At 68.9% G+C, this 22,354-nt stretch carries 19 protein-coding genes and 1 riboswitch; of the genes, 8 read left to right on the top strand and 11 right to left on the bottom strand.

Annotation, left to right across the window (positions count from 1 at the left end; translation table 11 throughout):
* The first annotated feature begins 170 nt into the window (after positions 1–170).
* Positions 171–359, top strand: a complete 189-nt coding sequence (locus PHLH3_RS18245; RefSeq protein ID WP_111261238.1) for a YjfB family protein — start codon at positions 171–173, stop codon at positions 357–359.
* Between the two features lie 40 nt (positions 360–399).
* On the opposite strand, the gene PHLH3_RS18240 is transcribed toward PHLH3_RS18245, so the two are convergent.
* The 9 genes from PHLH3_RS18240 to PHLH3_RS18200 form a co-directional block, all read right to left on the bottom strand.
* Positions 400–1,884 (bottom strand): sensor domain-containing diguanylate cyclase, encoded by a 1,485-nt coding sequence (locus PHLH3_RS18240; protein ID WP_213625257.1) that lies wholly within the window; start codon positions 1,882–1,884, stop codon positions 400–402.
* 79 nt (positions 1,885–1,963) lie between these two features.
* Positions 1,964–2,791, bottom strand: coding sequence for a DUF4824 family protein (locus PHLH3_RS18235; RefSeq protein ID WP_213625256.1), 828 nt, complete (start codon positions 2,789–2,791; stop codon positions 1,964–1,966).
* Entirely contained in the window at positions 2,788–3,861 is a 1,074-nt protein-coding gene (locus tag PHLH3_RS18230) for a DUF2157 domain-containing protein (RefSeq protein WP_213625255.1), read from the bottom strand. Before PHLH3_RS18230 ends, PHLH3_RS18235 begins: the two co-directional genes overlap by 4 nt.
* 321 nt (positions 3,862–4,182) lie before the next feature.
* Positions 4,183–7,824 carry an urea carboxylase gene (gene uca, locus PHLH3_RS18225; RefSeq protein WP_213625254.1) on the bottom strand — a complete coding sequence of 1,214 codons (3,642 nt, stop codon included), beginning with the start codon at positions 7,822–7,824 and terminating at the stop codon, positions 4,183–4,185.
* Positions 7,825–8,070: 246 nt separating this feature from the next.
* The gene (locus tag PHLH3_RS18220; protein WP_213625253.1) at positions 8,071–8,706 is read right to left on the bottom strand and encodes an urea amidolyase associated protein UAAP2; all 636 of its coding nucleotides are present in this window, start codon (positions 8,704–8,706) and stop codon (positions 8,071–8,073) included.
* Positions 8,707–8,716: 10 nt separating this feature from the next.
* Entirely contained in the window at positions 8,717–9,445 is a 729-nt protein-coding gene (locus PHLH3_RS18215) for an urea amidolyase associated protein UAAP1 (RefSeq protein ID WP_160481654.1), read from the bottom strand.
* Positions 9,446–9,458: 13 nt separating this feature from the next.
* A complete protein-coding gene (locus tag PHLH3_RS18210) occupies positions 9,459–10,259 on the bottom strand; it encodes an ABC transporter ATP-binding protein (protein WP_213625252.1) in 801 nt (266 codons plus the stop codon).
* Positions 10,256–11,071, bottom strand: a complete 816-nt coding sequence (locus PHLH3_RS18205) for an ABC transporter permease (protein ID WP_213625251.1) — start codon at positions 11,069–11,071, stop codon at positions 10,256–10,258. The genes PHLH3_RS18210 and PHLH3_RS18205 overlap by 4 nt, the downstream gene beginning before the upstream one ends.
* Positions 11,072–11,174: 103 nt before the next feature.
* On the bottom strand, positions 11,175–12,242 hold the full coding sequence (locus tag PHLH3_RS18200) for a putative urea ABC transporter substrate-binding protein (RefSeq protein ID WP_213625250.1): 1,068 nt from the start codon (positions 12,240–12,242) through the stop codon (positions 11,175–11,177).
* Positions 12,243–12,308: 66 nt separating this feature from the next.
* Positions 12,309–12,408, bottom strand: a riboswitch (guanidine-I (ykkC/yxkD leader).
* Between the two features lie 319 nt (positions 12,409–12,727).
* Between PHLH3_RS18200 and PHLH3_RS18195 the strand changes: the two genes are divergently transcribed.
* Complete coding sequence (locus PHLH3_RS18195) at positions 12,728–13,252, top strand: hypothetical protein (protein WP_213625249.1); 525 nt, start codon at positions 12,728–12,730, stop codon at positions 13,250–13,252.
* Between the two features lie 41 nt (positions 13,253–13,293).
* Here the strand turns inward: PHLH3_RS18195 and PHLH3_RS18190 are convergent, their stop codons facing one another.
* Positions 13,294–14,199 (bottom strand): LysR family transcriptional regulator, encoded by a 906-nt coding sequence (locus tag PHLH3_RS18190; RefSeq protein ID WP_213625248.1) that lies wholly within the window; start codon positions 14,197–14,199, stop codon positions 13,294–13,296.
* A 96-nt stretch (positions 14,200–14,295) separates the two neighbouring features.
* On the opposite strand from PHLH3_RS18190, the gene PHLH3_RS18185 reads away from it, so the two are divergent.
* The 6 genes from PHLH3_RS18185 to PHLH3_RS18160 all read left to right on the top strand — a co-directional run bounded on the left by PHLH3_RS18185 (position 14,296) and on the right by PHLH3_RS18160 (position 21,958).
* Complete coding sequence (locus PHLH3_RS18185) at positions 14,296–16,083, top strand: alkyl sulfatase dimerization domain-containing protein (protein WP_213625247.1); 1,788 nt, start codon at positions 14,296–14,298, stop codon at positions 16,081–16,083.
* Positions 16,084–16,131: 48 nt separating this feature from the next.
* Positions 16,132–17,505, top strand: a complete 1,374-nt coding sequence (locus PHLH3_RS18180) for a DUF1254 domain-containing protein (RefSeq protein ID WP_213625246.1) — start codon at positions 16,132–16,134, stop codon at positions 17,503–17,505.
* Positions 17,506–17,601: 96 nt separating this feature from the next.
* Positions 17,602–17,847, top strand: a complete 246-nt coding sequence (locus PHLH3_RS18175) for a DUF1145 domain-containing protein (RefSeq protein WP_111261253.1) — start codon at positions 17,602–17,604, stop codon at positions 17,845–17,847.
* Positions 17,848–18,241: 394 nt separating this feature from the next.
* Positions 18,242–18,919 carry a cysteine protease LapG gene (gene lapG / locus PHLH3_RS18170; RefSeq protein WP_213625245.1) on the top strand — a complete coding sequence of 226 codons (678 nt, stop codon included), beginning with the start codon at positions 18,242–18,244 and terminating at the stop codon, positions 18,917–18,919.
* 10 nt (positions 18,920–18,929) lie between these two features.
* Entirely contained in the window at positions 18,930–20,879 is a 1,950-nt protein-coding gene (lapD, locus tag PHLH3_RS18165) for a cyclic di-GMP receptor LapD (RefSeq protein ID WP_213625244.1), read from the top strand.
* Between the two features lie 107 nt (positions 20,880–20,986).
* Positions 20,987–21,958 carry an aldo/keto reductase gene (locus PHLH3_RS18160; RefSeq protein ID WP_213625243.1) on the top strand — a complete coding sequence of 324 codons (972 nt, stop codon included), beginning with the start codon at positions 20,987–20,989 and terminating at the stop codon, positions 21,956–21,958.
* A gap of 41 nt (positions 21,959–21,999) precedes the next feature.
* On the opposite strand, the gene PHLH3_RS18155 is transcribed toward PHLH3_RS18160, so the two are convergent.
* Complete coding sequence (locus PHLH3_RS18155) at positions 22,000–22,338, bottom strand: tryptophan synthase subunit beta (protein WP_213625242.1); 339 nt, start codon at positions 22,336–22,338, stop codon at positions 22,000–22,002.
* Between the last annotated feature and the right edge of the window lie 16 nt (positions 22,339–22,354).

Genomic DNA, 22,354 nt, shown 5'->3' with positions numbered 1-22,354 from the left:
ACAGGGCAGCCCTGCGGGCTGCTTGGCGACTGAAGTCGCCCCTACAAGAGCGGCCCAGAATGCCGCCGCAAGCGCAACGGCGCGGGTTTCAGGCGACTGACGGTGCTTTTCAGGGGGCCCGATGGGCCTCAGAATCCACCCCGAACACACCGCCCCGGGACTCGAAAAGCGTGGACGTATCCGCCGCTTCCATCTCCGACGCCAGCGCCGCCCAGCTCGCCATGAAGGTGCAGATCGCCGTGCTCAAGCAGTCGATGGACATTCAGTCGCAAAGCGCCCTGGCGCTGCTGGAGGCGGTGCCGTCGCCGGTCTCGAGCAACCCGCCGAACCTCGGCAACACCATCGATGTGATGGCCTGAGCCGCACCGCGCTCACCGTCGCCAACCGTTCCGCCTCCCGTCACTCCCCGCCGCCCGGCTCGCTGCACACACGGTTGCGTCCTGCCTGCTTGGCCCGATAGAGCGCGCGGTCGGCGTGGCCGATCAGGCTGTGCAGGCTGTCGTCCTGGTGCATCTCGGCCAGGCCGATGCTCACCGTCACCTGCAGTTCCTTGCCCTCGAAGCGGTAGCGCTGCGCTTGCACCTGCTCGCGGATCTTCTCCGCCAGCTCGAAGGCCGTGGCGGTGCCGGTGTCCTTGAGCAGCAGGATGAATTCCTCGCCACCCCAACGGCAGATGATGTCCGACTGGCGCAGGCCGCTTTTCAGGTTCTGCGCGAAACCCTGCAGCACTTGGTCGCCGGCCAGGTGGCCGTGGGTGTCGTTGAGCTGCTTGAAGTGATCGAGGTCCAGCAGCAGGGCGGTCAATGGGCGCTGCTCGCGCCGGGCCTCCTGCAGTGCCTGGCCGGCGAGGATGTCGAAGCCCCGGCGGTTGGGCAGGCCGGTGAGCACGTCGGTGGTGGCCAGCGCGGCGATGCGCACCTGGTAGCGGCGCACCAGCAGGTTGAGCAGGATCAGCACCACGGCGGTGACCGCCAGGCAGATGAACAGGTTGAGGTAGAGCGTGTTGCGGATGTGCGACAGCGCCCCTTCCTCGGCCTTGTCGACGAACAGGTACCAGTCCAGCTCGGGAATGAAGCGCACGTTCAGGTAATGGCTGTCGCCCTGTTCGCTCCAGGTGAAGTCGCCGCCCTGGGGGCGCGGCAACTTGGCCACCAGGTCGCGCATGCCGTCGATGTCCGCCAGGTTCTGCCCGACCTGCGCCCCCATCGGCCCGCCCTGGGCGCTGGTCAGTACCAGCTTGCCGCTGGTGTCGACGAAGTAGATGGAGCGCTCGTAGCGTTCCTGGTAGGCGTCGATCAGCTTGACCACCGCGTCCACCGTCAGGCCCACGCCGGTGGCACCGATGAAGCGGCCGTCGTAGTCCAGCACCTTGTAGTTGATGAAGATGGTCAGGCGGTCCTGGTTGGCCATGTCGACGTCGACATTGATCTCGTAGGGCTCCTTCATGTCGCGCACGCGGTAGTACCAGACGTCGCGTGGCTCGTCCTCGCGCACTTTCTTCAGCACGCCCTTGGCCTGGTAGTAGGTCTGGGTGCGCTCGGAGATGTAGAAGCTGGTGAAGGCCCCGTAGTGCTCCTGCACTTCGCGCAGGTAGCGGGTCATCTGCCCCGGGTCCTGCTCGCCCTGCATGGCCCAGTCGCGCAGGAAGGTGTCGCGGCTCATCATCGAGGAGATGAGGATGGGCCGTACCAGGTCCTTCTGGATCTCCGAGTAGACGTTGTCCGAGGTCAGCGGCAGCTCGGTGTTGACGATGCTGTCGCGGATCGACTCCAGGGAGGCGTAGTAACTCACCAGCGAGGTGACGAGGAAGCCGCTGGCGAGCAGCAGCACGAGCAGCACCACCAGCAGATGCTGGCTCTTTCTGGAGTGGGGGCTGGAAGGCATCGGGCGAGGGGGTCCCTGGTCGAATGGCACTATGCTATCCACTCGCCGGGGCCGCGTCACGGGCGGCGTGCCCGGTCTTTCATCCTGCGGGCACGAGCACCTCGCTAATCCACGGCTCCAGGCGCTTGCCGAAGTTCAGCTGCAGCTCCAGCGGCCCCTTGGACGGCAGGTAGGCGCTGTCGCGCACCTGGCGGTCCAGCGCCTCGCGCCAGCGCAGGGGCACCTGCACGGCCGGCACCGCGAGCCGCGAGACCTGGCCCACCATGCGCGTCCTGGTGCCGTCGGTGCGCAGCCAGGCGTAGATCTCGCCCCGCACCACGGCGTAGCGCCGGCGATCGGGGTGGCGCGCGCGCAGCGCCTCGGCATCGAGGCCGACGTCCACCACGAACAGCCGGCTGGCGGTCTCGCGCTCTTCCTCCAGGGCCTTGCGGGCGTCCGCTTCGCGTTCCCGGCGTTCCTCGTCGCCTGGGTCGCGGGCCAGGGCATCGCCCGCCTCGCGCAGCTGCTCCTCGGCGCGGCGCAGGGCCTGCTGGTGGGCGGGGCCGTCGAACTCCAGGACCAGGAAGGCTTCGCGGGTGTTCAGGTCGATTTCGCCACCCCCCGCCTCGTAGGGCGGGAAGCCGAGCTCGATGAGCCGGTCGGCCTCCAGCCAGTCGCCGCGGTAGCGCCCGGTCTCATCGTCGAGGGGCAGCACGCGCCAGTCGAGGTCTAGCGCCAGGCCGCTGTTCTCGTCCCGGCCCCAGCCGAAGCTGTCGAAGTCGCGGTGCACTTCCCGCTGGGTCAGGCGCAGGCTGCTTTCGGGCTCGCCCGAGCGGTTGTACCAGGCGCCGCCGAGCACCACGGCATTGGTGGCCAGCACCAGGGCCAGGGCGGCGGGCAGGGCGTACGTGCGGTCGAAGACACTCATGGGCGTTCCTCCTCTTTCAGCCAGCTGCGGCGCAGGCGTCCCAGGACCAGCAGGATCAGCACGGCGATCAGGCCGAGCAGCAGGAAGAACAGGTACTTGGGCATCAGTTCCCACCACCAGTCGAAGAGCTTGGTGTAGAGGAAGATGATGAAGAAGGTCAGGGCACCGTTGACCACTTCCGGCCAGTCGCGGCGCACACCGAGCCAGATGCCCAGCGCGGAGAGCATGAAGCCCGCCAACTGGTAGCCACCCTCGATCAGGTCGTGGTTGCCGGGCAGGTAGCTGGCGCTGCCCCAGTTGGCGAGGACCAGCAAGGTGAGGAACAGGGTGATCAGCCCCACCAGGCGGTAGGTGGCGGCGAAACCGGCGTATCCGGCCTGGCTGATGAATTGCGGCACCAGGAACACCGCCACGGCGGCGGGCAGGAAGTTCTCCGGCCGCTCGCCGACCTGCAGCCAGTAGCAGCCGCCCCAGCTGCCGACCCGGGCGGAGATGAAGCCCATCAGGCAGACCAGCCCGGCCACCAGCAGCAGGCGCGCGTCGCAGCCATAGGCGAGCAGGAGGGCGAAGGCGCCCCAGGCGAGGAAGGCGCGGTCGGAGGGCGTGATGTTGAACACCTGGCCGAGCATCACCAGGTCGAGCACGAAGGCGACGAAGGTGAGCATCGCCGCCAGCTTGCTGAAGTAGCCGGACGGGTCGCGGCGGCGCACCTGCCAGGTCAGCGCCAGGCCCAGCAGCGGGGCGGCGACCAGGATCGCAACCTGTGCGGTCTCCGGCAGCAGGCCCCAGAACTGGTAGAAGAAGAACAGCAGGCTGGCGCCCAGGGCCAGTGCCCCCAGCAGCGAGGCGATGCGCATGCTCAGGGACAGGCGGCGGGCCTGCGTGTCGGGGTCGATATCGAAGCGGCCGTGGAAGTCGGCCAGCACCCGGCGGTGGTGTTCGCCCAGGCGCGCCATCTGCGCGTCGTCCAGGGGCAGCGCCTGCTCCTGGCGCAGGCGTGCGGCTTCACGCTGGAAGGCCTGGATATCGTCTGCGCGTTGTTGTGCCTGGTCGCGGTTCTGCGGCTGCATGGCGGGTCCTTTTGCGTGCGTTGCCGCCGTGCACTCTAGAACCGTCGAGGTGGATGGGCAATGCGCAGCGTGCGGGCGCGCGACAGGGGTCGCTTTATGGCACCGGGCACGGCCTTGTAGGAGCGGCTTCAGCCGCGAAAGACCCGTCGCCGGCACCTTGCTGCGAGTGGCCGGATGATCCATCGCGAATGAATTCGCTCCTACAAGGCGAGGCCTGTTGGGCGCTGCTTTGTAGGGGCGAGCTCTGCTCGCTGAGAGGCGCTGCTGCGCAGCGCTGGGCGAATGAATTCGCCCCTACAGGATAAGGTGCCGTGCTTGGCCCTACGCCTCCTCCAGCACCACCACCCGCTGCCCGGCGCGGACCGGCGAGCCGGGTTGCACGCGGACTTCGCGGACCACGCCATCGCGCGGGGCGGTGAGGGGGATCTCCATCTTCATCGACTCCAGGATCACTAGCACATCGCCCGCCTTCACGCTGGCGCCGGCCTCCACCTGCACCTGCCAGAGGTTGCCGGCGATATGGCTTTCGATGGCGTGCTGGCCGGCGTCCAGCGGGGCGTCCTCGCCCAGCTCCGGCGCAGGGTCCTCGCTGTCGAAATGCGCCTGGCCGGAGGCGATCCAGCGCTCGCGCTCGGCGTTGAACGCCGCCTGCTGCTGGGCGCGGAAGGCGGCGATGCCCTCGGCCTCGGCGGCGAGGAAGGCCTGGTAGTCCGCCAGTCGCAGCTCGCTGTGCTCGATGCGCAGCGGGAAGCGCCCCAGGGGGAAGTCGCGGCGGATGCGCAGCAGTTCGTCGGCACTCACCGGGTAGAAGCGGATCTGGTCGAAGAAGCGCAGCAGCCAGGGCTTGCCGTCGAAGGCGGCCACCTCGCGGTAGCGGTTCCACATCTGCAGGGTGCGGCCGACGAACTGGTAGCCGCCGGGGCCTTCCATGCCGTAGACGCACATATAGGCGCCGCCGATGCCCACCGAGTTTTCGGCGGTCCAGGTGCGTGCCGGGTTGTACTTGGTGGTCACCAGGCGGTGGCGCGGGTCCAGCGGCGTGGCCACCGGCGCGCCGAGGTAGACGTCGCCCAGGCCCATCACCAGGTAGCGGGCGTCGAACACGGTGCGCTGCACCTCGTCGAGGTTGGGCAGGTCGTTGATGCGGCGGATGAACTCCAGGTTGCTCGGGCACCAGGGCGCGTCCTTGCGCACCGTGGTCATGTACTTCTCGATGGCCAACTGGCAGGCCGGGTCGTCCCAGGACAGCGGCAGGTGGACGATGCGCGACGGAACCTTGAGATCCCAAGCGGCGCAGACGCCGTCCCAGAGCCCCGCGACCACCTGCAGCAGGCGTTCCAGGGGCAGGGTCTCCGGCTGGTAGTGCACCTGCAGCGAGCGGATGCCGGGGGTGAGGTCGATGACGCCTTGCAGTGCCTCGGCCTCCAGCGCCTGCATCAGCGCGTGACCCCGGAAGCGCAGCACCAGGTCCAGCTCCGCCGCGCCGATCTCCAGCAGCAGGTGGGTGTCGCCGGAGAGGCGCGCCACCAGGCGTGTGGCGTCCTGGCCGAGGTCGAGGACGACGGGGCTCGAAAGCTCGGCCGCACCTCTAGGCGCGGATTCATCCGCGATTTCATGGACGCCTGTGTCGCGAATGAATTCGCTCCCACGAAGAGTGGTGCATTCGCGGTCACCTGCCTTGGCCAGCTCCCGTGCCGTGGCGATTTCCACCGGCTCGAAGCGCACCTTGTCGCCGGCCTTGAGCTGGCCGAGCTGCCAGAGGTCGGCCTCGATCACCGTCACCGGGCAGACGAAGCCGCCGAGGCTGGGGCCGTCCGGGCCGAGGATCACCGGCATGTCGCCGGTGAAGTCAACGGCGCCTATGGCGTAGGGGTTGTCGTGGATGTTGGAGGGGTGCAGGCCGGCCTCGCCGCCGCTCTCGCGCACCCATTCCGGCTTCGGGCCGATCAGGCGCACGCCGGTGCGGCTGGAGTTGAAGTGCACTTCCCAGGCGGTGGCGAAGAAGGTCTCGATAGAGGCCGGGGTGAAGTATTCCGGTGCGCCGTGGGGGCCGTAGATCACGCGGAGGCGGCGCACCTCGGGCAGCGGTGGGTACAGGGCTTCGGGCAGGCGGGCGCCGGCTGCGCGGTCGGCCAAGGGCGCCAGGTGCAGCACGTCGCCGGCCCGCAGGGCCCGGCCGCCGTGGCCGCCGAACTGGCCGAGGGTGAAGGTGCTCTTGCTGCCCAGGTAGTCCGGCACCTGCAGGCCGCCGCGCAGGCACAGGTAGCTGCGCGCGCCGGCCCCGGCAAGGGTGCCGAGGGCGAGGGTGGCGCCGGCGGGCACCAGGATCGCGGTGCCCAATGGCTGCGGCTGGCCGTCGAGGCTGAGCGTGATGGGTGCGCCGGTGACGGCCACCACCGCGTCGGTGTTGAAGCGCAGGGTGGGGCCGCTCATGGTGATTTCCAGCGCGGCGGCGCCTTCCTCGTTGCCCAGCAGGCGGTTGCCCAGGCGCAGGGCGCGGCTGTCCATGGGGCCGGATGGCGGCACGCCCACGGCCCAGTAGCCGAGGCGGCCGGGGTAGTCCTGCACCGTGGTCTGGGTGCCGGCGCCGAGCACCTCGACGGTGTGGGCGCGGTAGGCGAGGTGTTCCAGGCAGCGGGTCCAGGGCTGGCGGCTGGCGAAGGGCGCGTCGGCCAGGATCTGCCGCAGGTAGTCGCGGTTGCTTTCCACGCCGTAGAGCTGCGTGTCGGCCAGGGCGCGGTCGAGGGCGACGCTGGCCTCATCGCGGTTCGCTGCCCAGGTGATCAGCTTGGCGATCATCGGGTCGAAGTAGGGCGGGATCTCGCAGCCCGCTTCCACCCAGGTGTCGATGCGCAGGGCGCGGCCGTCCGCCTCGGGGAAGCGCACGGCGGTGAGCAGCCCGGGGCTGGGCTGGAAGTCGCGGCCCGGGTCCTCGGCGTAGAGCCGCGCCTGGATGGCGTGGCCGCTGGGGCGCAGGCCCTTCGCCAGCTCGGCGAGCGGGGGCAGGGTGCCGGCGGCCAGCTCGATCATCCAGCGCACCAGGTCGACGCCCCAGACCTGTTCGGTGACGCCGTGCTCCACCTGCAGGCGGGTGTTCACTTCGAGGAAGTAGAAGCGCTCGGCCTCGCTGTCGTAGACGAACTCCACGGTGCCGGCGCTGCGGTAGCTGACCGCCCTGGCCAGCTGGATGGCGGCGGCGCAGAGCGCCTCGGCCATGCCGGCGGGGAGGTTGGGCGCGGGGGTTTCCTCCAGCACCTTCTGGTTGCGCCGCTGCACCGAGCAGTCGCGCACGCCGAGGGCAATCACCTCGCCCTGGCCATCGCCGAACACCTGCACCTCCAGGTGGCGGGCCCGCTGGATGTACTTCTCGATGAACACCCCGGCGTCGCTGAAGTTGTTCTGCCCCAGGCGCTTCACCGCCTCGAAGGCTTCGCTCAGCTCGCTGGCCGAGCGGCATACGCGCATGCCGATGCCGCCACCGCCGGCGGTGCTTTTCAGCATCACCGGGTAGCCCACCTGCTCGCCGGCCACCAGCGCCGCGTCGAGGCTTTCCAACAGTTCGGTGCCTTCGAGCATGGGCACGCCCTCGGCCTTGGCCAGGGCACGGGCGGTGTGCTTGAGGCCGAAGACGCGCAGCTGCGCAGGCGTCGGCCCGACGAAGGCGATGCCGGCCGCCTCGCAGGCTTCGGCGAAGGCGGCGTTCTCGGAGAGGAAGCCGTAGCCGGGGTGGATCGCCTGGGCGCCGCTCTCACGGGCCACGGCGAGGATCTTGTCCACCACCAGGTAGGTGCTGGCGGCCGGGCCGTCGCCCAGGCTGTGGGCCTCGTCGGCCTGCTGGATGTGCAGGCTGGCGATGTCCGCTTCGGCGTACACGGCGACGCCGCGCACGTCGAGCTGGCGCAGGGTGCGGAGGATGCGGCAGGCGATGGCGCCGCGGTTGGCGATCAGGAGTTTTTCAAACATTGCGGAGCCCTCGAAAGGGATGACGGGCCGTCCCGCCGTGTTCGTCTGCACCACGGTCGTCCGTGGCTGGCGTGCTGTGACCTGTAGGAGCCCGCTCTGCTGGCGAAGCGTTCGCGAGCAGAGCTCGCTCCTACGGTCGAGGTCCGGGGTTCTTGCCGAGGCATTGCCCTGAACGGCTCTGGCACAAGAGGAACAGCCAACGCCGCACCCCTTGCAGCTTGCAGCTTGCCGCTTCCAGCTGCCTTTTCACTCCCATACCAACACCTGCGCCGGAGTCGGGTTCCAGCCGTTGCAGGGGTTGTTCAGCTGCGGGCAGTTGGAGATGAGGACGATGACGTCCATGTGGGCCAGCAGCTCGACGTACTTGCCGGGGGCGGAGATGCCGTCCTCGAAGGTGAGGTCGCCTTCGGGGGTGACCGGCACGTTCATGAAGAAGTTGATGTTGGCGCTGATGTCGCGCTTGGCCAGGCGGCCGTCGTGCAGGCTGGCGCGCAGGAAGTTGTCGCGGCAGCTGTGCATGTAGCGGGTGCCGAGGGCGTAGCGCACGGTGTTGCTTTCCTGGGCGCAGGCGCCGCCGAGGGTGTCGTGGCGGCCGCAGGTGTCGGCGACGATGCTCAGCATCGGGTTGCCGAGGTTGGACCAGAGCACGCTGCCGGGGCCGAGGTAGACGCGGTTCTGCTTGCGCAGGGTGCGTTGCACGTCATAGCGCTCGCGCGGGTTGCGCGCGCTGTAGAAGAGGGTGTCCACCGCCTGGTTGCCCTCCAGGTCGAGCAGGCGCAGGGTCTGGCCGGCCTTCACTTCGGTCATGAAGGGTTCGCCGGCGGCGATCACGGCCGTGTAGACGGCGGCTTCGGGGTGTTTGTCGCTGGGAGTCGGGTTCATCGGGCGGCCCTCAGATGTACAGGCGTTCGGTGTTGTGGAAGCCACGGCCGTTTTCCGGGCGCGAGGTGCGGCAGAGCAGGGTGATGCCGTCGCTCTCGACCTTGTGCCAGGCCAGCTGCACGGGCTTGGGCGCGTAGACGGGGTCGGGGTCCATGGGGTGCTGCAGGGCGGTGAGCACCACCAGGGTGTCCATCGGCGCGTACAGCTCGATGCAGTCGCCGGCCTGGCTGTTGCCGGGCGCGAAGTGGAAGCAGCCGTCGGCGTCCACCGTGACCTTGCTGAACAGGTTCAGGCACATGAGCAGGTCCTGCAGGTTCAGGTCCCACTTGCCCATTTCCACCAGCAGGTTGTCGACGCCGTTGCGGAAGAAGCCGTTGCGCAATTCCTGGTAGCGGCCCTGGCCGTACTTCTCGCGCACTTCCTCGGCGTTGAGCACGCCGCCGAAGCTGTCGTGCCAGCCGCAGCTGTCGGCGGTGATGGCGGCGAGCACGCGGCCCATGTCCGAGTACAGGCAGTGGCCGGCGGTGAGCTTGGCGGTGTGCTGGCACTTGAGGCTGTCCGGCAGGTTCAGGCGCTCGCTCTTCTCGGCGGCGTTGAACAGCAGCAGGCTGACGTTGGCGCCGCCCTCGATGTCGCTGATGCGCAGCAACTGGCCGCGCTTGAGGACGAAGGAGGTGTGGCCGCCGCCGGGGACGGTTTCTTCATAAAGGGTGGGGCGCAGGGCCAGGGATGCGGTCATGGGCAGGCTCCTTTCAGTGGGCCGGGGCTGTCTGCAGGGCGCGGGTGACCCGCTCCGGCAGGGCTTCGACGGCGGCGCGCGCGGCGCGGCGGTCGCTGTTCAGGGGAATGTCGTAGGTGATGCGTGCGCCGTAGGCGTTGGGCGCGTGCGGGTCGTGGCGGACCTTGTCGAAGACCATCAGCCGGGTGCCGAGGGTGAAGCCTTCGGAGAGGTCGTGGGTGACCATGAACACGGTCAGCCGGGTTTCCTGCCACAGGCCCAGCAGCAGGTCGTGCATGTCCTTGCGGATGCCCGGGTCGAGGGCGCCGAAGGGCTCGTCGAGCAGCAGCACGCGGGGCTTCATCACCAGGGCCTGGGCGATGGCCAGGCGCTGCTGCATGCCGCCGGAGAGCTGCGCGGGGTACTTGCCGAGCGCGTGGCCGAGGCCGACCTTGGCCAGCATGGCGGCGGCCTGCTCGCGGGCCTCGCGCCGGGCGCTGCCGAAGAGGCGGCCGAGCAGGGGCGAGCGGGGCAGCTCCAGGCCGAGGGCGACGTTGTCCAGCACCGTCAGGTGGGGGAACACCGAGTAGCGCTGGAACACCACGCCGCGGCTGGCGTCGGGCTCGGCCACCAGGGGCTGGCCGTCCAGCAGCAGCTGGCCCCGGCTGGGTGTCTCCTGGCCCAGCAGCATGCGCAGGAAGGTGGACTTGCCGCAGCCGGAGGCGCCGACCAGGGTGCAGAACTCGCCTTCGTTCACCTTGAGGTTGAGGTTCTCCAGCACCACCTGGTCGCCGTAGGCCTGCCACAGGTTCTTCACTTCGATGAAGGCGCTCATGCCTTGGCTCCTTCGTACCAGGGGAAGGCCAGGCGGGTGAGCTGGCGCAGGCCCAGGTCCATCAGCCAGGCGAGCAGGGTGATCCACACCACGTATGGCAGGATCACGTCCATGGCCAGGTAGCGGCGGACCAGGAAGATGCGATAGCCGAGGCCGTCGGTGGAGGCGATGGCCTCGGCGGCGATGAGGAACAGCCAGGCCGAGCCCAGCACCAGGCGCAGGGAGATGAGCAGGCGCGGCAGCAGCTGCGGCAGCACCACGCGCAGGATCAGGGTCCAGGTGTTGGCGCCCAGGGTCTGCGCCTTGATCAGCAGCTCGCGGGGGATTTCCCGGGCGCGCTGCTCCAGGTCGCGGGCGATGCAGGGGGCGATGCCGATGACGATCAGCATCACCTTGGACAGCTCGCCTAGGCCGAAGACGATGAACAGGATCGGCAGGATCGCCAGCGGCGGCACCATCGACAGCACCGTGAGCAGCGGCGACAGCGGCGCGCCGAACAGCGGCAGGGTGCCGGCGGCGATGCCCAGGCACAGGCCCAGCAGCGCGGCGATGGCCAGGCCCGTGGCCAGGCGCTTGAGGCTGGAGGCGCTGTCCTGCCAGAACAGGTAGTCGCCGGAGCGCTTGTCCTCGGTGAAGGCCAGGCGCTGCACCGCCTCGACCATCTGCGTGGCGCTGGGCAGCAGCTTGTCGTTGGGGTTCTCCGCCAGACGCGATGCCGAGCCGGTGAAATAGGCCAGCAGCAGCAGGGCGAAGGGCAGCAGGATCAGCAGCAGCCTTCCTGCACGGTCCGGGTGGCGGTTGATCAGGCGCATGGCGAGGTCTCGGTGATAGGGGCGGGTAGGTTGGTGCCGAGGAACGAGGCCCAACGTTGGGCCGCGCTGCGCTTGGCACCAACCTACGGGACCGTGCCGACGGTCAGAGCTTCCCTTCGGCGGCCATCTGCACGTAGGTCGGGTCGAAGCGCAGCTTGACGTTGGCCTTGTCGCCGGTGACCACGCCCTTGGCGAAGCTCATGCCGACCGCTTCGGCGTCCTTGGCGCCTTCGCCCAGCAGGCCGTGGGCGAAGGAGAAGTTCGCCACCTTGTCCATGGTCGCCGGCAGTTTCGGGCTGGTGGCGAACTCCAGGGCTTCCTTGGGGGTGTAGAAGAGGCGGGTGGTGGCGAGCTGCGAGCGGTAGCCGGCGAGATCGGTGCCGGAGGCCTTGGCCATGTGCTCCAGGGCGGCGCGGCCCTCGGCGCTGTCGCTGGACATCAGCGCCATGATCTCGAACCAGGCGCCGGTCAGGGCCTTGCCCAGGGCGGGGTTGTCCTTCAGCGTCTCGCTGTTGACCACCATCATGTCCATGATCTCGCCGGGGATCTTGCTGGAGTCGAAGACCTCGGTGCTGCCCGGCTTGGCCTTGATGTCGGCGAGCATCGGGTTCCAGGTGGCGACGGCCTGGACGTCGTCGGTGTCGAAGGCGGCGGCGATGTCGGCGTCGGAGGTGTTGACCACCTTCACGTCCTTCTCGCTGAGGTCGGCGCGCTCCAGGGCGCGGGCCAGGAAGTAGTGGGAGACCGAGAGTTCCACCAGGTTGATCGACATGCCCTTGAGGTCGGCCAGGGTCTTGCCCTCGCCCTTGATCACCAGGCCGTCGTTGCCGTTGGAGAAGTCACCGACGATCAGTGCGGTGGAGTCCACGCCACCGGCGGCGGGGATGGTCAGGGCGTCCATGTTGGTCATGGTGCAGCCGTCGAACTGGCCGGCGGTGTACTGGTTGATCGATTCGACGTAGTCGTTGAGCTGGGTGACCTTGATGTCGATCCCGTATTTCTTCGCCCATTTGTCGACGATGCCCTGGGTGGCACCGTATTCCCATGGCATCCAGCCGGCGTAGATCGTCCAGCAGACGTTGAAGCTGTCCTTCTGCTCTGCGTGGGAGTTGAAGCTGATGGCGGCGGCTAGGCCGGCAGCGAGTACGGCGAACAGACGGGGCTTGCGCATGGATGACCTCCAGTTCGGTTAGGGACAGCGGGAGCGGCGCGGCACTTCCCTGCATGCAGGGGCGCGTTCTCCCGGGCTTTTGTCCCGCCGTGTAACCTCGGAGGAGGTCGCCGGCTCTCGGACCAGCCACTCGCTTTCGCGAGCCGGAACCCTAGCCAGCCATTGTCCAATTGTGGTGCCGCGGACCCCGGCACGCCGGGTTGCTCCTGCACGCCAGTCACTTAGCGAAGGCCGTGCCAAAACCGCCTGGCCCAGGCGCGACGCGGCCTGGGCGGGAGCCGAGGGGGAGGCGGCGTGACGTGAGCGCGCCCGGCATGCCCGCCTCTGGGGCAAGGCGCTTCATGCTGGTGCGTGGTAATAACTGGAAATGGATTTTGCCGACGGAGGGATGCATACCGGTCGTAGGAACTGGTGTCGAAGATTGTGGGAGAAATCCCGGGTGCCGACATTCGTTGGCGCCGTCCCAGCGGTCGAAGGAGGCCGCCATGTCCTATCGAACGATGTTGATCGCTGTACTGGGCCTGTCCCTGGGCGGTTGTGCCGTCTACGACTACGACGACGATTACCGTGGCTATCCGCGCAGCTATGGCAGTGGCGGCTACGTGGTGCAGCAACCGGGGTACTACCAGGGCTACCCGTCCTATTACTACCGGACCGAACGCATCTACCAGCCCCAGCGCTACTACCCGGTGCGCCCGCAGCCCTACCAGCCGCCGCGCCATGATCGCCGCTACGACGGCCGCAACGACCATCGCTACGACCGCCATGACGACCGCCACGACTCGCGTCGCTGGGACAACCGCAACCAACCCGGGCAGGACTGGAACGAGCGCCGCCACGACTACACCCCGCGCCTGCAGAACTGGGGCGGCAACCGCCCGCCCCAGCAGGGCTGGAACCAGGGCGGCGGCCGCCCGAACTACGCCGTGCCGCCGGCCTACCAGGTGCGCCCCCACGAAAACCCCATCCGCCCGCACCGCAGCGACTGGTCGCAGCAGAACCGCCGTTAGGGCACATATCTGAAACGTAGGCGCTGGCAACGCGGCCCGTTTCAATAGCCGGTAATGGGCTGGGCGTCTTCTTCCAGCAGGTACTCCACCATCGCCCGCGCAGCCGGTGACAGGCTGCGCCCGGCGTGGCTGACGATGCCATAGGCCGAGCGTGCGGCCTGGTTGTCCACCGGCAGCAGCACCGCCAGGCGGCCGGCGGCGACGTCCTCGGCGAGCACGTCCCAGGGCGCCATGCTGATCACTTCGCTATCGGCCACCAGCGCCTTGAGCACCATGAAATTGTTGCACTCGATGCCCAGTGGTTGCGCCTTGTCGTTCAGCGCGCCCAGGGTCCGTGCCACCTCTGCGGGCAACTGCGTGCCGGCCAGCGGGTAGGCCGCCAGGTCTTCGACCCGCAGCCGTGGCCGCCGCAGCAGCGGGTGGCCCGGCCGGCAGAAGAGGGTGCCGGCATGGCGCCGCAGGGTCGTGATGTCCAGCAGCGGGTCGCCCTCGAACTCGCGCACATCCGCCACGAACAGCTCGATGGCGTCCCCCAGCAACTGGTTGCGCAGGCCGTGCCAGTCCTCGATGCGCAACTGCACCTGCACACCCGGATGAGCCCCGGCGAAGCGGCCGAGCACGCGCGGCACCAGGCGCGCGGCGGGGTAGGGGCCGGCACCCAGGCGCAGCTCGCCGCTGTCGAGGTTCTCCAGTTGCGCCACGGCGCTGTGCAGGGCGCGGCGGCCGTCCAGCAGGCGCCGGGCGTGCTCCAGCACCAGGCGGCCGTGGGCGGTGAGGGTGATCTGCCGCGGCCCGCGATCCAGCAGGCTGCAGCCGAGGCTGCTCTCCAGGGCCTGGATGCTGCGGCTCAGGGCCGGCTGGCTGAGGTTGACGGCCTCCGCCGCGCGGGCGAAGTGGCCGTGTTCGGCGAGGGCGACGAAGTGGCGGAGCTGGCGTAGGTCGTTCATGCGTATTGCGCATCGAAACCGGTAGGGGAATGCATTGGAATTATTGACCGGCGCCTGCCAGCCTGTCGCCTCCCATAACAACAACGAGCCGACACCATGCGCATCACCACCCGCTTCGGCGGCCTGCTGCTGGCCGCCACCCTGCCATGGGCCGCCAACGCCGCGCTGCCCGACGAGACCCTGGAGCCGAGCATCAACGCCGAGCTCGCCGAGCACACCCGGCACTTCGACGAGAAGGTCTACAAGATCGCCGACAACGTCTGGTCGGCGGTGGGCTGGAACCTCGCCAACAGCGTGATGATCGAGGCGCCGGAAGGGTTGATCATCGTCGACACGGGCGAGTCCGCCGAACAGTCGCGCAAGGTGCTGGCGGAGTTCCGCAAGATCAGCGCCAAGCCGATCAAGGCCATCGTCTACACCCACTTCCACCCGGACCACATCAACGGCGTGAAGGGCTTCGTCAGCGAGGAGCAGGTCAGGCGCGGCGAGGTGCAGATCTACGCCCAGGAGACCCTGCTGGACAACGTGGTGACCCAGGGCGCGCTGGTCGGCCCGATCCTCAGCATGCGCTCGGGCTACAGCTTCGGCGTGGCCCTGCCACCCGGCGACCAGAAGGACATGAACGCCGGCCTCGGCCCGCTGGCCCACGCCGGTGCCTCCACCTTCATCGCGCCGACCGTCACCTTCAAGGAGTCCCTCGATACCACCATCGCCGGGCTGAAGGTGCAGTTCCTCCACGTGCCCAGCGAGGCGCCGGACGAGATCGTCCTCTACCTGCCGGACAACCGCGTGCTGATCAGCGCCGAGGTGACCCAGGGCCCGACCCTGCCCAACGTCCACACCCTGCGCGGCACCAAGTTCCGCGACCCGGTGGTGTGGGTGCAGAGCCTCGACAAGCTGCGTGCCTTCCAGGCCGACTACATGGTGCCGCTGCACGGCCAGCCGGTGTCCGGGCGCGACAAGGTGGAGGAGGTGCTGCGCATGACCCGCGACGCCATCGCCTACATCCATGACCAGACCGTGCGCTGGATGAACAAGGGCCTGACCCCCGACGAGCTGGTGGAGAAGGTCAAGCTGCCGCCGCACCTGGCCGGCTACACGCCCTACCTGCGCGAGTACTACGGCACGGTGAAGCACAGCGTGCGGCAGATCTACCAGGGCTACCTGGGCTGGTTCCAGGGCGACCCGGTGGACCTCGACCCGATCCCGCCGGCGGAGAAGGCCAAGCGCCTGATGGCCCTGATGGGCGGGCGCGACAAGCTGCTGCTGGCCGCCGGCGACGCCTACCTGAAGGGGGACTGGCAATGGGCGGCGGAGCTGGCCGGCTACGCCATCCGCGTCGACCATGACGACACGCTCGCCCGCGACATCAAGGCCCGCAGCTTCCGCCGCCTGGGCTACGCCAGCATGAACATCAACTGGCGCAACTGGTACCTGATGAGCGCCATGGAGCTGGAGGGCAAGCTCGACGGCGACGCCGCGCTGCAGATGTCCCAGGGGCTGCGCAACGCCTTCCTCTCGCCGGACATGCTGAAGAACCTGCCGGCGCGCATCTTCCTGCAGAACTGGGTGACCCGCATCGACCCGGAGAAGAGCGGCGACGTGAACCTCACCCTGGGCTTCGTCTTCCCCGACATCGGCGAGGAGTGGGCGCTGGAAGTGCGCCGTGGCGTGGCCCAGCTGCACCGTGGCATCCCCGAGGGCACCACGCTGAAGCTGACCTTCGACAAGACCTACCTCGACACCGTGATCAGCGGCGAGAACGGCCTGCTCAAGGGCGCTTTGCTGGGCGATGTGAAGGTCGACGGCAACCTGCTGGACATCAAGACCTTCCTCGGCTGCTTCGACTTCGAGGACGCCCCCATCGCCCTGACGGTGCGCTGACCCACCCGACCCGGCGGCGCCGTGCCAGGCGCCGCCCACGAGATCGCCATGAAGACCTCTCCGCTGCTTCGCCGGGCGCTGTTGGCGCTGGCCCTGCTCATCGTCCTGCCCGCGCTGCTGCTGTTCAGCCAGCGCGAGCTGATCCGCAACGCCGCCCAGGGCTACCTGTACGGCTACCCGCTGGTGCTCACCGAGATCACCCGCGACAGCTTCACCGCCGACATGGCGCCGATCAACCGCCTGATGCACGTGCCGCGCTTTCCCGATGCGGGGTTCCGCGAGATCGTCCGGCCCAACGTCGACACCCTCTACTCGGTGGCCTGGCTGGACCTGGACCAGGGGCCGCTGGTGTTCGAGCTGCCGGCCACCGGGCGCTACAACGTCATGCAGTTCCTCGATGCCTGGACCAACGTCTTCGCTTCCCTCGGGCCGCGCACTACCGGCAATGCCGCCGGCCGCTACCTGCTGGTGGGGCCGCGCTGGCAGGGCCAGGTGCCGGAAGGTTTCAGCCTGCTGCGTGCGCCCACGCGCATGGCCTGGCTGCTGGGCCGGGTGCAGACCAACGGCGCGGTGGACTATCCGGCTGTCCACGCGATCCAGGCCGGCATCAGCCTCACGCCGCTGGCGCAATGGCGCCCCGGACAGGTGCAGGCCTCGCTGGCGCCGGCCGCCGGTGGGCACAGGTCGACGCCGCCGCTGTTCCAGATGCGCGCGCTGGATGGCCGCGCCTTCTTCCAGCGCCTGGCGGCGCTGATGGCCGACAACCCGCCGGCCGCTGCCGATGCACCCATGCTCCGGCAGTTGCAGGCACTGGGTGTCGAGCCGGGCAAGCCGGTGGCGGAGTGGCCCTGGTGGCGGCGCCAGGCGGTGAACCTGGGCATCTGGCTGGCCGAGCGCCGCGTGCGCGACGCCCTGGCCAACCCGACCCGGTTGCAGGACGGCTGGCGCGTGCCGCCGATGCAGGTCGGTCGCTACGGCGAGGACCATGGCCTGCGCGCGGCGGTGGCCATGGGCGGCTTCGGCGCCAACCTGGCGGAGGACGCCATCTACCCCAACGCGGTGAAGGATGGCCGGGGCGAGGCGTTGCAGGGCGGCAAGCGCTACCGCCTGCACTTCGCGGCCGACGCGCTGCCGCCCGTGCGGGCCTTCTGGTCGCTGACCGTCTACGACGGCGACGGCTTCCTGGTGGCCAACCCGCTGAACCGCTTCGCCCTGGGCGACCGTGATGCGCTGGCCTTCAACCCCGACGGCTCCCTCGACATCCTGCTGCAAAGCGATGCGCCCGACGGCGCGTTGCAGGGCAACTGGCTGCCTATTCCGAAGCAGGGCGCGTTCAGCGTCACCGGGCGACTGTACTGGCCGAATGCCGACATCCTCGAAGGGCGCTGGCACATGCCGCCGATCCAGGCGCAGGGCGGCTGATCGCCCGGCAGCGCCGCCTTCCCAACGAAAGTGCGGAAGGCGGGCGCGGCCGGAGTCGGCACACTCTTGGGCTCAACCCTGCAATGGAGACCCCTTATGCACGTCCTGTCGTTCGCCAAGGGCGCCCTGGCCATGTTCTGGCTGGTGGCGATCCTCAATGTCATCTACCCCTTCGGCGAGCCGCTGCATCGCCCGCTGCTGCTGGTGGCCGGTGTGATGCTGGTGGCCCACGTCGCCGAAGCCGCGCTGTTCAACCGCAAGCTCAAGGCCCGTCCCTTCCCCTGGCTGGACCGCACCCAGGTGCTGCTGTTCGGCTTCCTGCACCTGCGCGGGTTGCGCTGATCCGTCGCCCCGTGGTCCCGGGCTGAAGCCCGGGCTACCTCTGGGCGCTCCCGGCGGCACCTGCCCAATCGACACCGGCACGGTGCTGGGCGCGGCGTAGGGTGGAGGTCGCTTTTTACCTCCACCAATCGGCGTACCCGGCCCGGCATTTTCTCCCGGCGATCGCCCTGCCCGAGCCTGCTGCGTTGGGCTTCGTACCTCAGCCCAACCTACGGGCCTCCATGATTTCCGGCCACATTGAAACCCCTATGGCGGTGAGCACGGCACCGATTCGATAGGGGCACTGTGCCATTGTTTTTTCCGCTCCCAGCCCGCACCATTCGCGCCTCGTTATCGGCGGCCGCGTGGCGGCGCCATCGGCAGGAAATCGGATTTTGCTCAGCAGTTTCGGCAAATGGCGGATTGGCGGTACGCCGGGCGTTCTGGTCCCGGTTTCGCTGTTGCTGCTCGCCCTGCTGGCCGGGCCCTGCAGGCGGATTGGGACTTCACCCTGATCAGCCGCCGCGCCGAATCGCTCTATGGCCCCCTGGGCGATGGCAAGCAGCGCATCGATGACTGGCAGCGCCTGCTGGCCAGCCAGGTGGGGGCCAGCGAGGCGGAGCAGTTGCAGGAGATCAACCGCTTCTTCAACGCCAAGCTGCGCTTCACCGACGACCTCGCCCTGTGGAACCAGGTGGACTACTGGGCCACGCCGGTGGAGGCGTTGCGCCGGGGCGCGGGCGATTGCGAGGACTACGCCATCGCCAAGTACATCAGCCTGCGTCACCTCGGGGTGCCGGCGGAAAAGCTGCGCATCACCTACGTCAAGGCGCTGCGCCTGAACCAGGCGCACATGGTGCTGACCTATTACGAGAAGCCCGATGCGGTGCCCCTGGTGCTGGACAACCTGATCGGCAGCATCCTGCCGGCCTCCCAGCGCAGTGACCTGTTGCCGGTCTACGCCTTCAACGGCGAGGGCCTGTGGCTGAGCAACCAGGGTGGCGGCAAGAAGGTGGGCGACGCCAAGCGTCTGTCCCGCTGGCAGGACCTGTTGAAAAAGATGAAAGCCGAAGGCTTTCCCACGAGCGAATAGCGGAGTCGAGATGTCCCTGTTCAAACAGTTGTTGATCGCTATCTGCCTGTTCCTGGTCGTCGCCTTCAGCGGCAGCTTCATGGTCAGCCTGGAAAGCTCGCGCGAGCAGTACGTCAACCAGCTGCGTTCCCATGCGCAGGACGCGGCGACGGCGCTGGGCCTGTCGCTGACCCCGCACATCGACGATGCCGCGATGGTCGAGCTGATGGTCAGCTCGATCTTCGACAGCGGCTATTTCGAGCGCATCCGCGTGATCGACATGGCCACCGGCAAGGTGATGGTCGAGCGCACCGGCGTGCCCGACGCGGTGGCGGCCCAGGTGCCGCAGTGGTTCGTCTCGCTGATCGGCCTGGAGTCGGCCGGCGGCGATGCCATCGTCAGTCGTGGCTGGACCCAGGCGGCACGGGTCGAGGTGCAGAGCCACCCGATGTTCGCCATCGCCAAGCTGTGGCAGAGCGCACTGGGCAGCCTCGGCTGGCTGCTGCTCTGCGGCCTGGTCAGCGCCGGCCTCGGTGCCGTGCTGCTGCGCCGGCAGCTGCGCCCGTTGGACTACATGGTGGAGCAGTCCCACGCCATCGCCCGTCGCGAGTTCCTCAGCCTGCCGCAGCTGCCGCGCACGCCGGAGCTGCGCCGTGTGGTGCAGGCGATGAACCAGATGGTGGAGAAGCTCAAGGCGCTGTTCCAGGAGCAGGCCGAGCGCAGCGAACGCCTGCGCGACGAGGCCTACCAGGACAGCCTCACGGGCCTTGGCAACCGCCGTTATTTCGAGATGCAGCTGCACGCGCGCCTCAGCGCCGAGGACCAGGCCAGCAGTGGCTACCTGCTGCTGCTGCGGGTCAACGACCTGGCCGGCCTCAATCAGCGCCTGGGCGGCCAGCGCACCGACCAGTTGCTCAAGGCGGTGGCCGAGCAACTGGTGCGCAACAGCGCGGGGCAGGGCGCCGGCCAGTTGCTGGCGCGCAGCCGTGGCGGCGAGTTCATCCTGCTGGCGCCGGGCCTGGTGCGCGAGGAGGCCGAGCAACTGGCCAGCCGCCTCGATGGCGCGCTGGCCAGCCTGGCCAGCACCGGCGCCACCGACACCCAGCCGGTGGCGCATATGGGCCTCGTGCCCTTCGCCCCGGGCGAAGCGCAGCAGGACCTGATGATGCTCGCCGACGAGGCCCTGGCCCAGGCCGAGCGCCAGGCCGATCGCGCCTGGGCGTGCATCGAGCAGACCCGCGCCGGCAACGTCGGCGACGATCGCCATGCCTGGCATGCGCTGCTGGACAAGGCCCTGGCCCAGGGCCGCTTCCAGCTGTTCTTCCAGCCGGTGGTGGCCAGCCGCGAGCCGTCGCGGGTGCTGCACTACAAGGTGCTGTCGCGCCTGCCGGACGAGCAGGGCGCGAGCATTCCCGCCGGGCGCTTCCTGCCCTGGCTGGAGCGTTTCGGCTGGTCCGCGCGGCTCGACCTGGTGATGCTGGAGCTGGTGCTGGCGCAGATGGCCGGCCATGACCAGCCCCTGGCGCTGAACCTGTCCGGGGCGCTTTTGCGTGACCAGAAGGCCCTCGACCGCGCCTTCGACCTGCTGCGCCAGAACCCGCAGCTGGGCCCGCGCCTGACCCTGGAGCTGGAGGAAGACCAGCTGCCCGAGCAGGCGGTGCTGGAGGACCTGACCCGGCGCCTGCGCGAGCTGGGCTTCGCCCTCAGCCTGCAGCACTTCGGTGGCCGTTTCAGCATGATCGGCAACCTGGCGCGCCTGGGCCTGGCGTACCTGAAGGTGGACGGCAGCTACATCCGCGCCATCGATGCGGAGAACGACAAGCGCCTGTTCATCGAGGCGATGCAGCGCGCCGCCCACAGCATCGACCTGCCGCTGATCGCCGAGCGCGTCGAGACCGAAGGCGAGCTGCGGGTGCTGCAGGAAATGGGCATCCAGGGCGTACAGGGCCAGCTGTTCGGCGTGCCGGCGCCCTGGCGATGATCCTGGCGGGATGAGCCACGGACCCGCCTTCCGGCCGTTGCCTTGAACCATCCGCCGGGCCACCCGGTCCCCTGAAGTACACCGGATCACGGACTTCAGGAGGCCCCATGCGTATCAAGCTGCCGCGTATCGGGCTGGGCGGCGCGCCGCTCGGCAACATGTTCCACCCGGTCGCCGAAGACCAGGCCGATGCCACGCTGGCGGCGGCCTGGCAGGCCGGTTTCCGCTACTACGACACGTCCCCCCACTACGGCGCCGGCCTCGCCGAGGAGCGCTTCGGCCGGCTCCTGCGCACCCGCCCGCGCGATGAGTACCTGCTCAGCACCAAGGTGGGCCGGGTGCTGGAACCTGCCGCCGCGCCGGAGAACGCCAAGCCCTTCGTCGACGAGCTGCCCAACCGACGCATCCTCGATTACTCCGCCGCCGGCACCCGGCGCTCTTTGGAGGACAGCCTGGTGCGCATGGGGGTGGAGCGCATCGACCTGGTGTTCATCCATGACGTATCCGAGGACCAGCACGGCCCGCGCTGGCGCGAGTACTTCGCCGAGGCGATGGCGGGGGCCGCGAAGGAGCTGACGGCGATGCGCGAGGAGGGGCTGATCCGGGGCTGGGGGCTGGGCGTCAACCGGGTGGAACCCTGCCGGCTGGCACTGCAGCAGGCCGACCCGGACCTGTTCCTGCTGGCCGGCCGCTACAGCCTGCTGGATCATCGCGAGGCGCTGGAAACACTGTTCCCGGCCTGCCTCGAGCGCGGCGTCGGCATCGTCGTCGGCGGGCCGTTCAACTCCGGCGTGCTGGCCGGGGGCGACCACTACGAGTACGACCACATTCCCGATGAGGTGAGGGACCGTGCGCAGCGGCTGATGGCGTTGTGCGCGCGCTGGGGCATCGACTCGCGGGCGGCGGCGCTGCAGTTCTGCCTGGCCCACCCGGCGGTGCTGTCGGTGATTCCCGGCACCGCGACGCCGGCACGCCCGGCGCAGTACATGGCGCAACTGCACGCCGAGGTGCCTCGGGCGTTTTGGCGGGCATTACGGGAGGAGGAGCTGGTTGGAGCGGATGTGCCGTTGCCGGTTTAGGGACCGGCGCAGCGGCAGCAAAGTGGGATGCAGGGGCCGGGTCAGATGACGCCGGACTCCTCGTCGTTGATCAGGCGGTTCAGGCCGCCCAGGGCCTCGCGTGCCTGGTTGCGGCTGAGCAGCTTGGATTGTGCGGCCTGGGGCAGGTCGGTGATGCGGATCACGCCCTTGGTCATCAGCAGGCCGATGAGGTCTTCCAGTACGCGGATCATTTCCTGGTCGCTCTGCTTGAGCTGCAGCAGGCTGGCCTCGACCGTCTGGTTGGAGTACCAGGCCAGCACGAGCTGGTCGTCGGCGGGGAGCATGCCGGTGGAGCCTTCGAACTCGGCCGCTTCCACACGCACCAGTTGACCCTGGTCGTCTTGTTGAACGTAGAGCATGGGGAACCCCCTTTCC

It is taken from the genome of Pseudomonas sp. Pc102 (assembly GCF_018408275.1).
In the GTDB taxonomy this organism is placed as follows: Bacteria; Pseudomonadota; Gammaproteobacteria; order Pseudomonadales; family Pseudomonadaceae; genus Metapseudomonas; species Metapseudomonas tohonis.
This window is presented reverse-complemented; position numbering and strand designations above follow the sequence as displayed.

Coding starts and splice junctions, on each gene's coding strand:
- PHLH3_RS18240 (WP_213625257.1), bottom strand. CDS start 1,884: ATGCCTTCCAGCCCCCACTCCAGAAAGAGCCAGCATCTGCTGGTGGTG.
- PHLH3_RS18235 (WP_213625256.1), bottom strand. CDS start 2,791: ATGAGTGTCTTCGACCGCACGTACGCCCTGCCCGCCGCCCTGGCCCTG.
- PHLH3_RS18230 (WP_213625255.1), bottom strand. CDS start 3,861: ATGCAGCCGCAGAACCGCGACCAGGCACAACAACGCGCAGACGATATC.
- uca (WP_213625254.1), bottom strand. CDS start 7,824: ATGTTTGAAAAACTCCTGATCGCCAACCGCGGCGCCATCGCCTGCCGC.
- PHLH3_RS18220 (WP_213625253.1), bottom strand. CDS start 8,706: ATGAACCCGACTCCCAGCGACAAACACCCCGAAGCCGCCGTCTACACG.
- PHLH3_RS18215 (WP_160481654.1), bottom strand. CDS start 9,445: ATGACCGCATCCCTGGCCCTGCGCCCCACCCTTTATGAAGAAACCGTC.
- PHLH3_RS18210 (WP_213625252.1), bottom strand. CDS start 10,259: ATGAGCGCCTTCATCGAAGTGAAGAACCTGTGGCAGGCCTACGGCGAC.
- PHLH3_RS18205 (WP_213625251.1), bottom strand. CDS start 11,071: ATGCGCCTGATCAACCGCCACCCGGACCGTGCAGGAAGGCTGCTGCTG.
- PHLH3_RS18200 (WP_213625250.1), bottom strand. CDS start 12,242: ATGCGCAAGCCCCGTCTGTTCGCCGTACTCGCTGCCGGCCTAGCCGCC.
- PHLH3_RS18195 (WP_213625249.1), top strand. CDS start 12,728: ATGTCCTATCGAACGATGTTGATCGCTGTACTGGGCCTGTCCCTGGGC.
- PHLH3_RS18190 (WP_213625248.1), bottom strand. CDS start 14,199: ATGAACGACCTACGCCAGCTCCGCCACTTCGTCGCCCTCGCCGAACAC.
- PHLH3_RS18185 (WP_213625247.1), top strand. CDS start 14,296: ATGCGCATCACCACCCGCTTCGGCGGCCTGCTGCTGGCCGCCACCCTG.
- PHLH3_RS18180 (WP_213625246.1), top strand. CDS start 16,132: ATGAAGACCTCTCCGCTGCTTCGCCGGGCGCTGTTGGCGCTGGCCCTG.
- PHLH3_RS18175 (WP_111261253.1), top strand. CDS start 17,602: ATGCACGTCCTGTCGTTCGCCAAGGGCGCCCTGGCCATGTTCTGGCTG.
- lapG (WP_213625245.1), top strand. CDS start 18,242: ATGGCGGATTGGCGGTACGCCGGGCGTTCTGGTCCCGGTTTCGCTGTT.
- lapD (WP_213625244.1), top strand. CDS start 18,930: ATGTCCCTGTTCAAACAGTTGTTGATCGCTATCTGCCTGTTCCTGGTC.
- PHLH3_RS18160 (WP_213625243.1), top strand. CDS start 20,987: ATGCGTATCAAGCTGCCGCGTATCGGGCTGGGCGGCGCGCCGCTCGGC.
- PHLH3_RS18155 (WP_213625242.1), bottom strand. CDS start 22,338: ATGCTCTACGTTCAACAAGACGACCAGGGTCAACTGGTGCGTGTGGAA.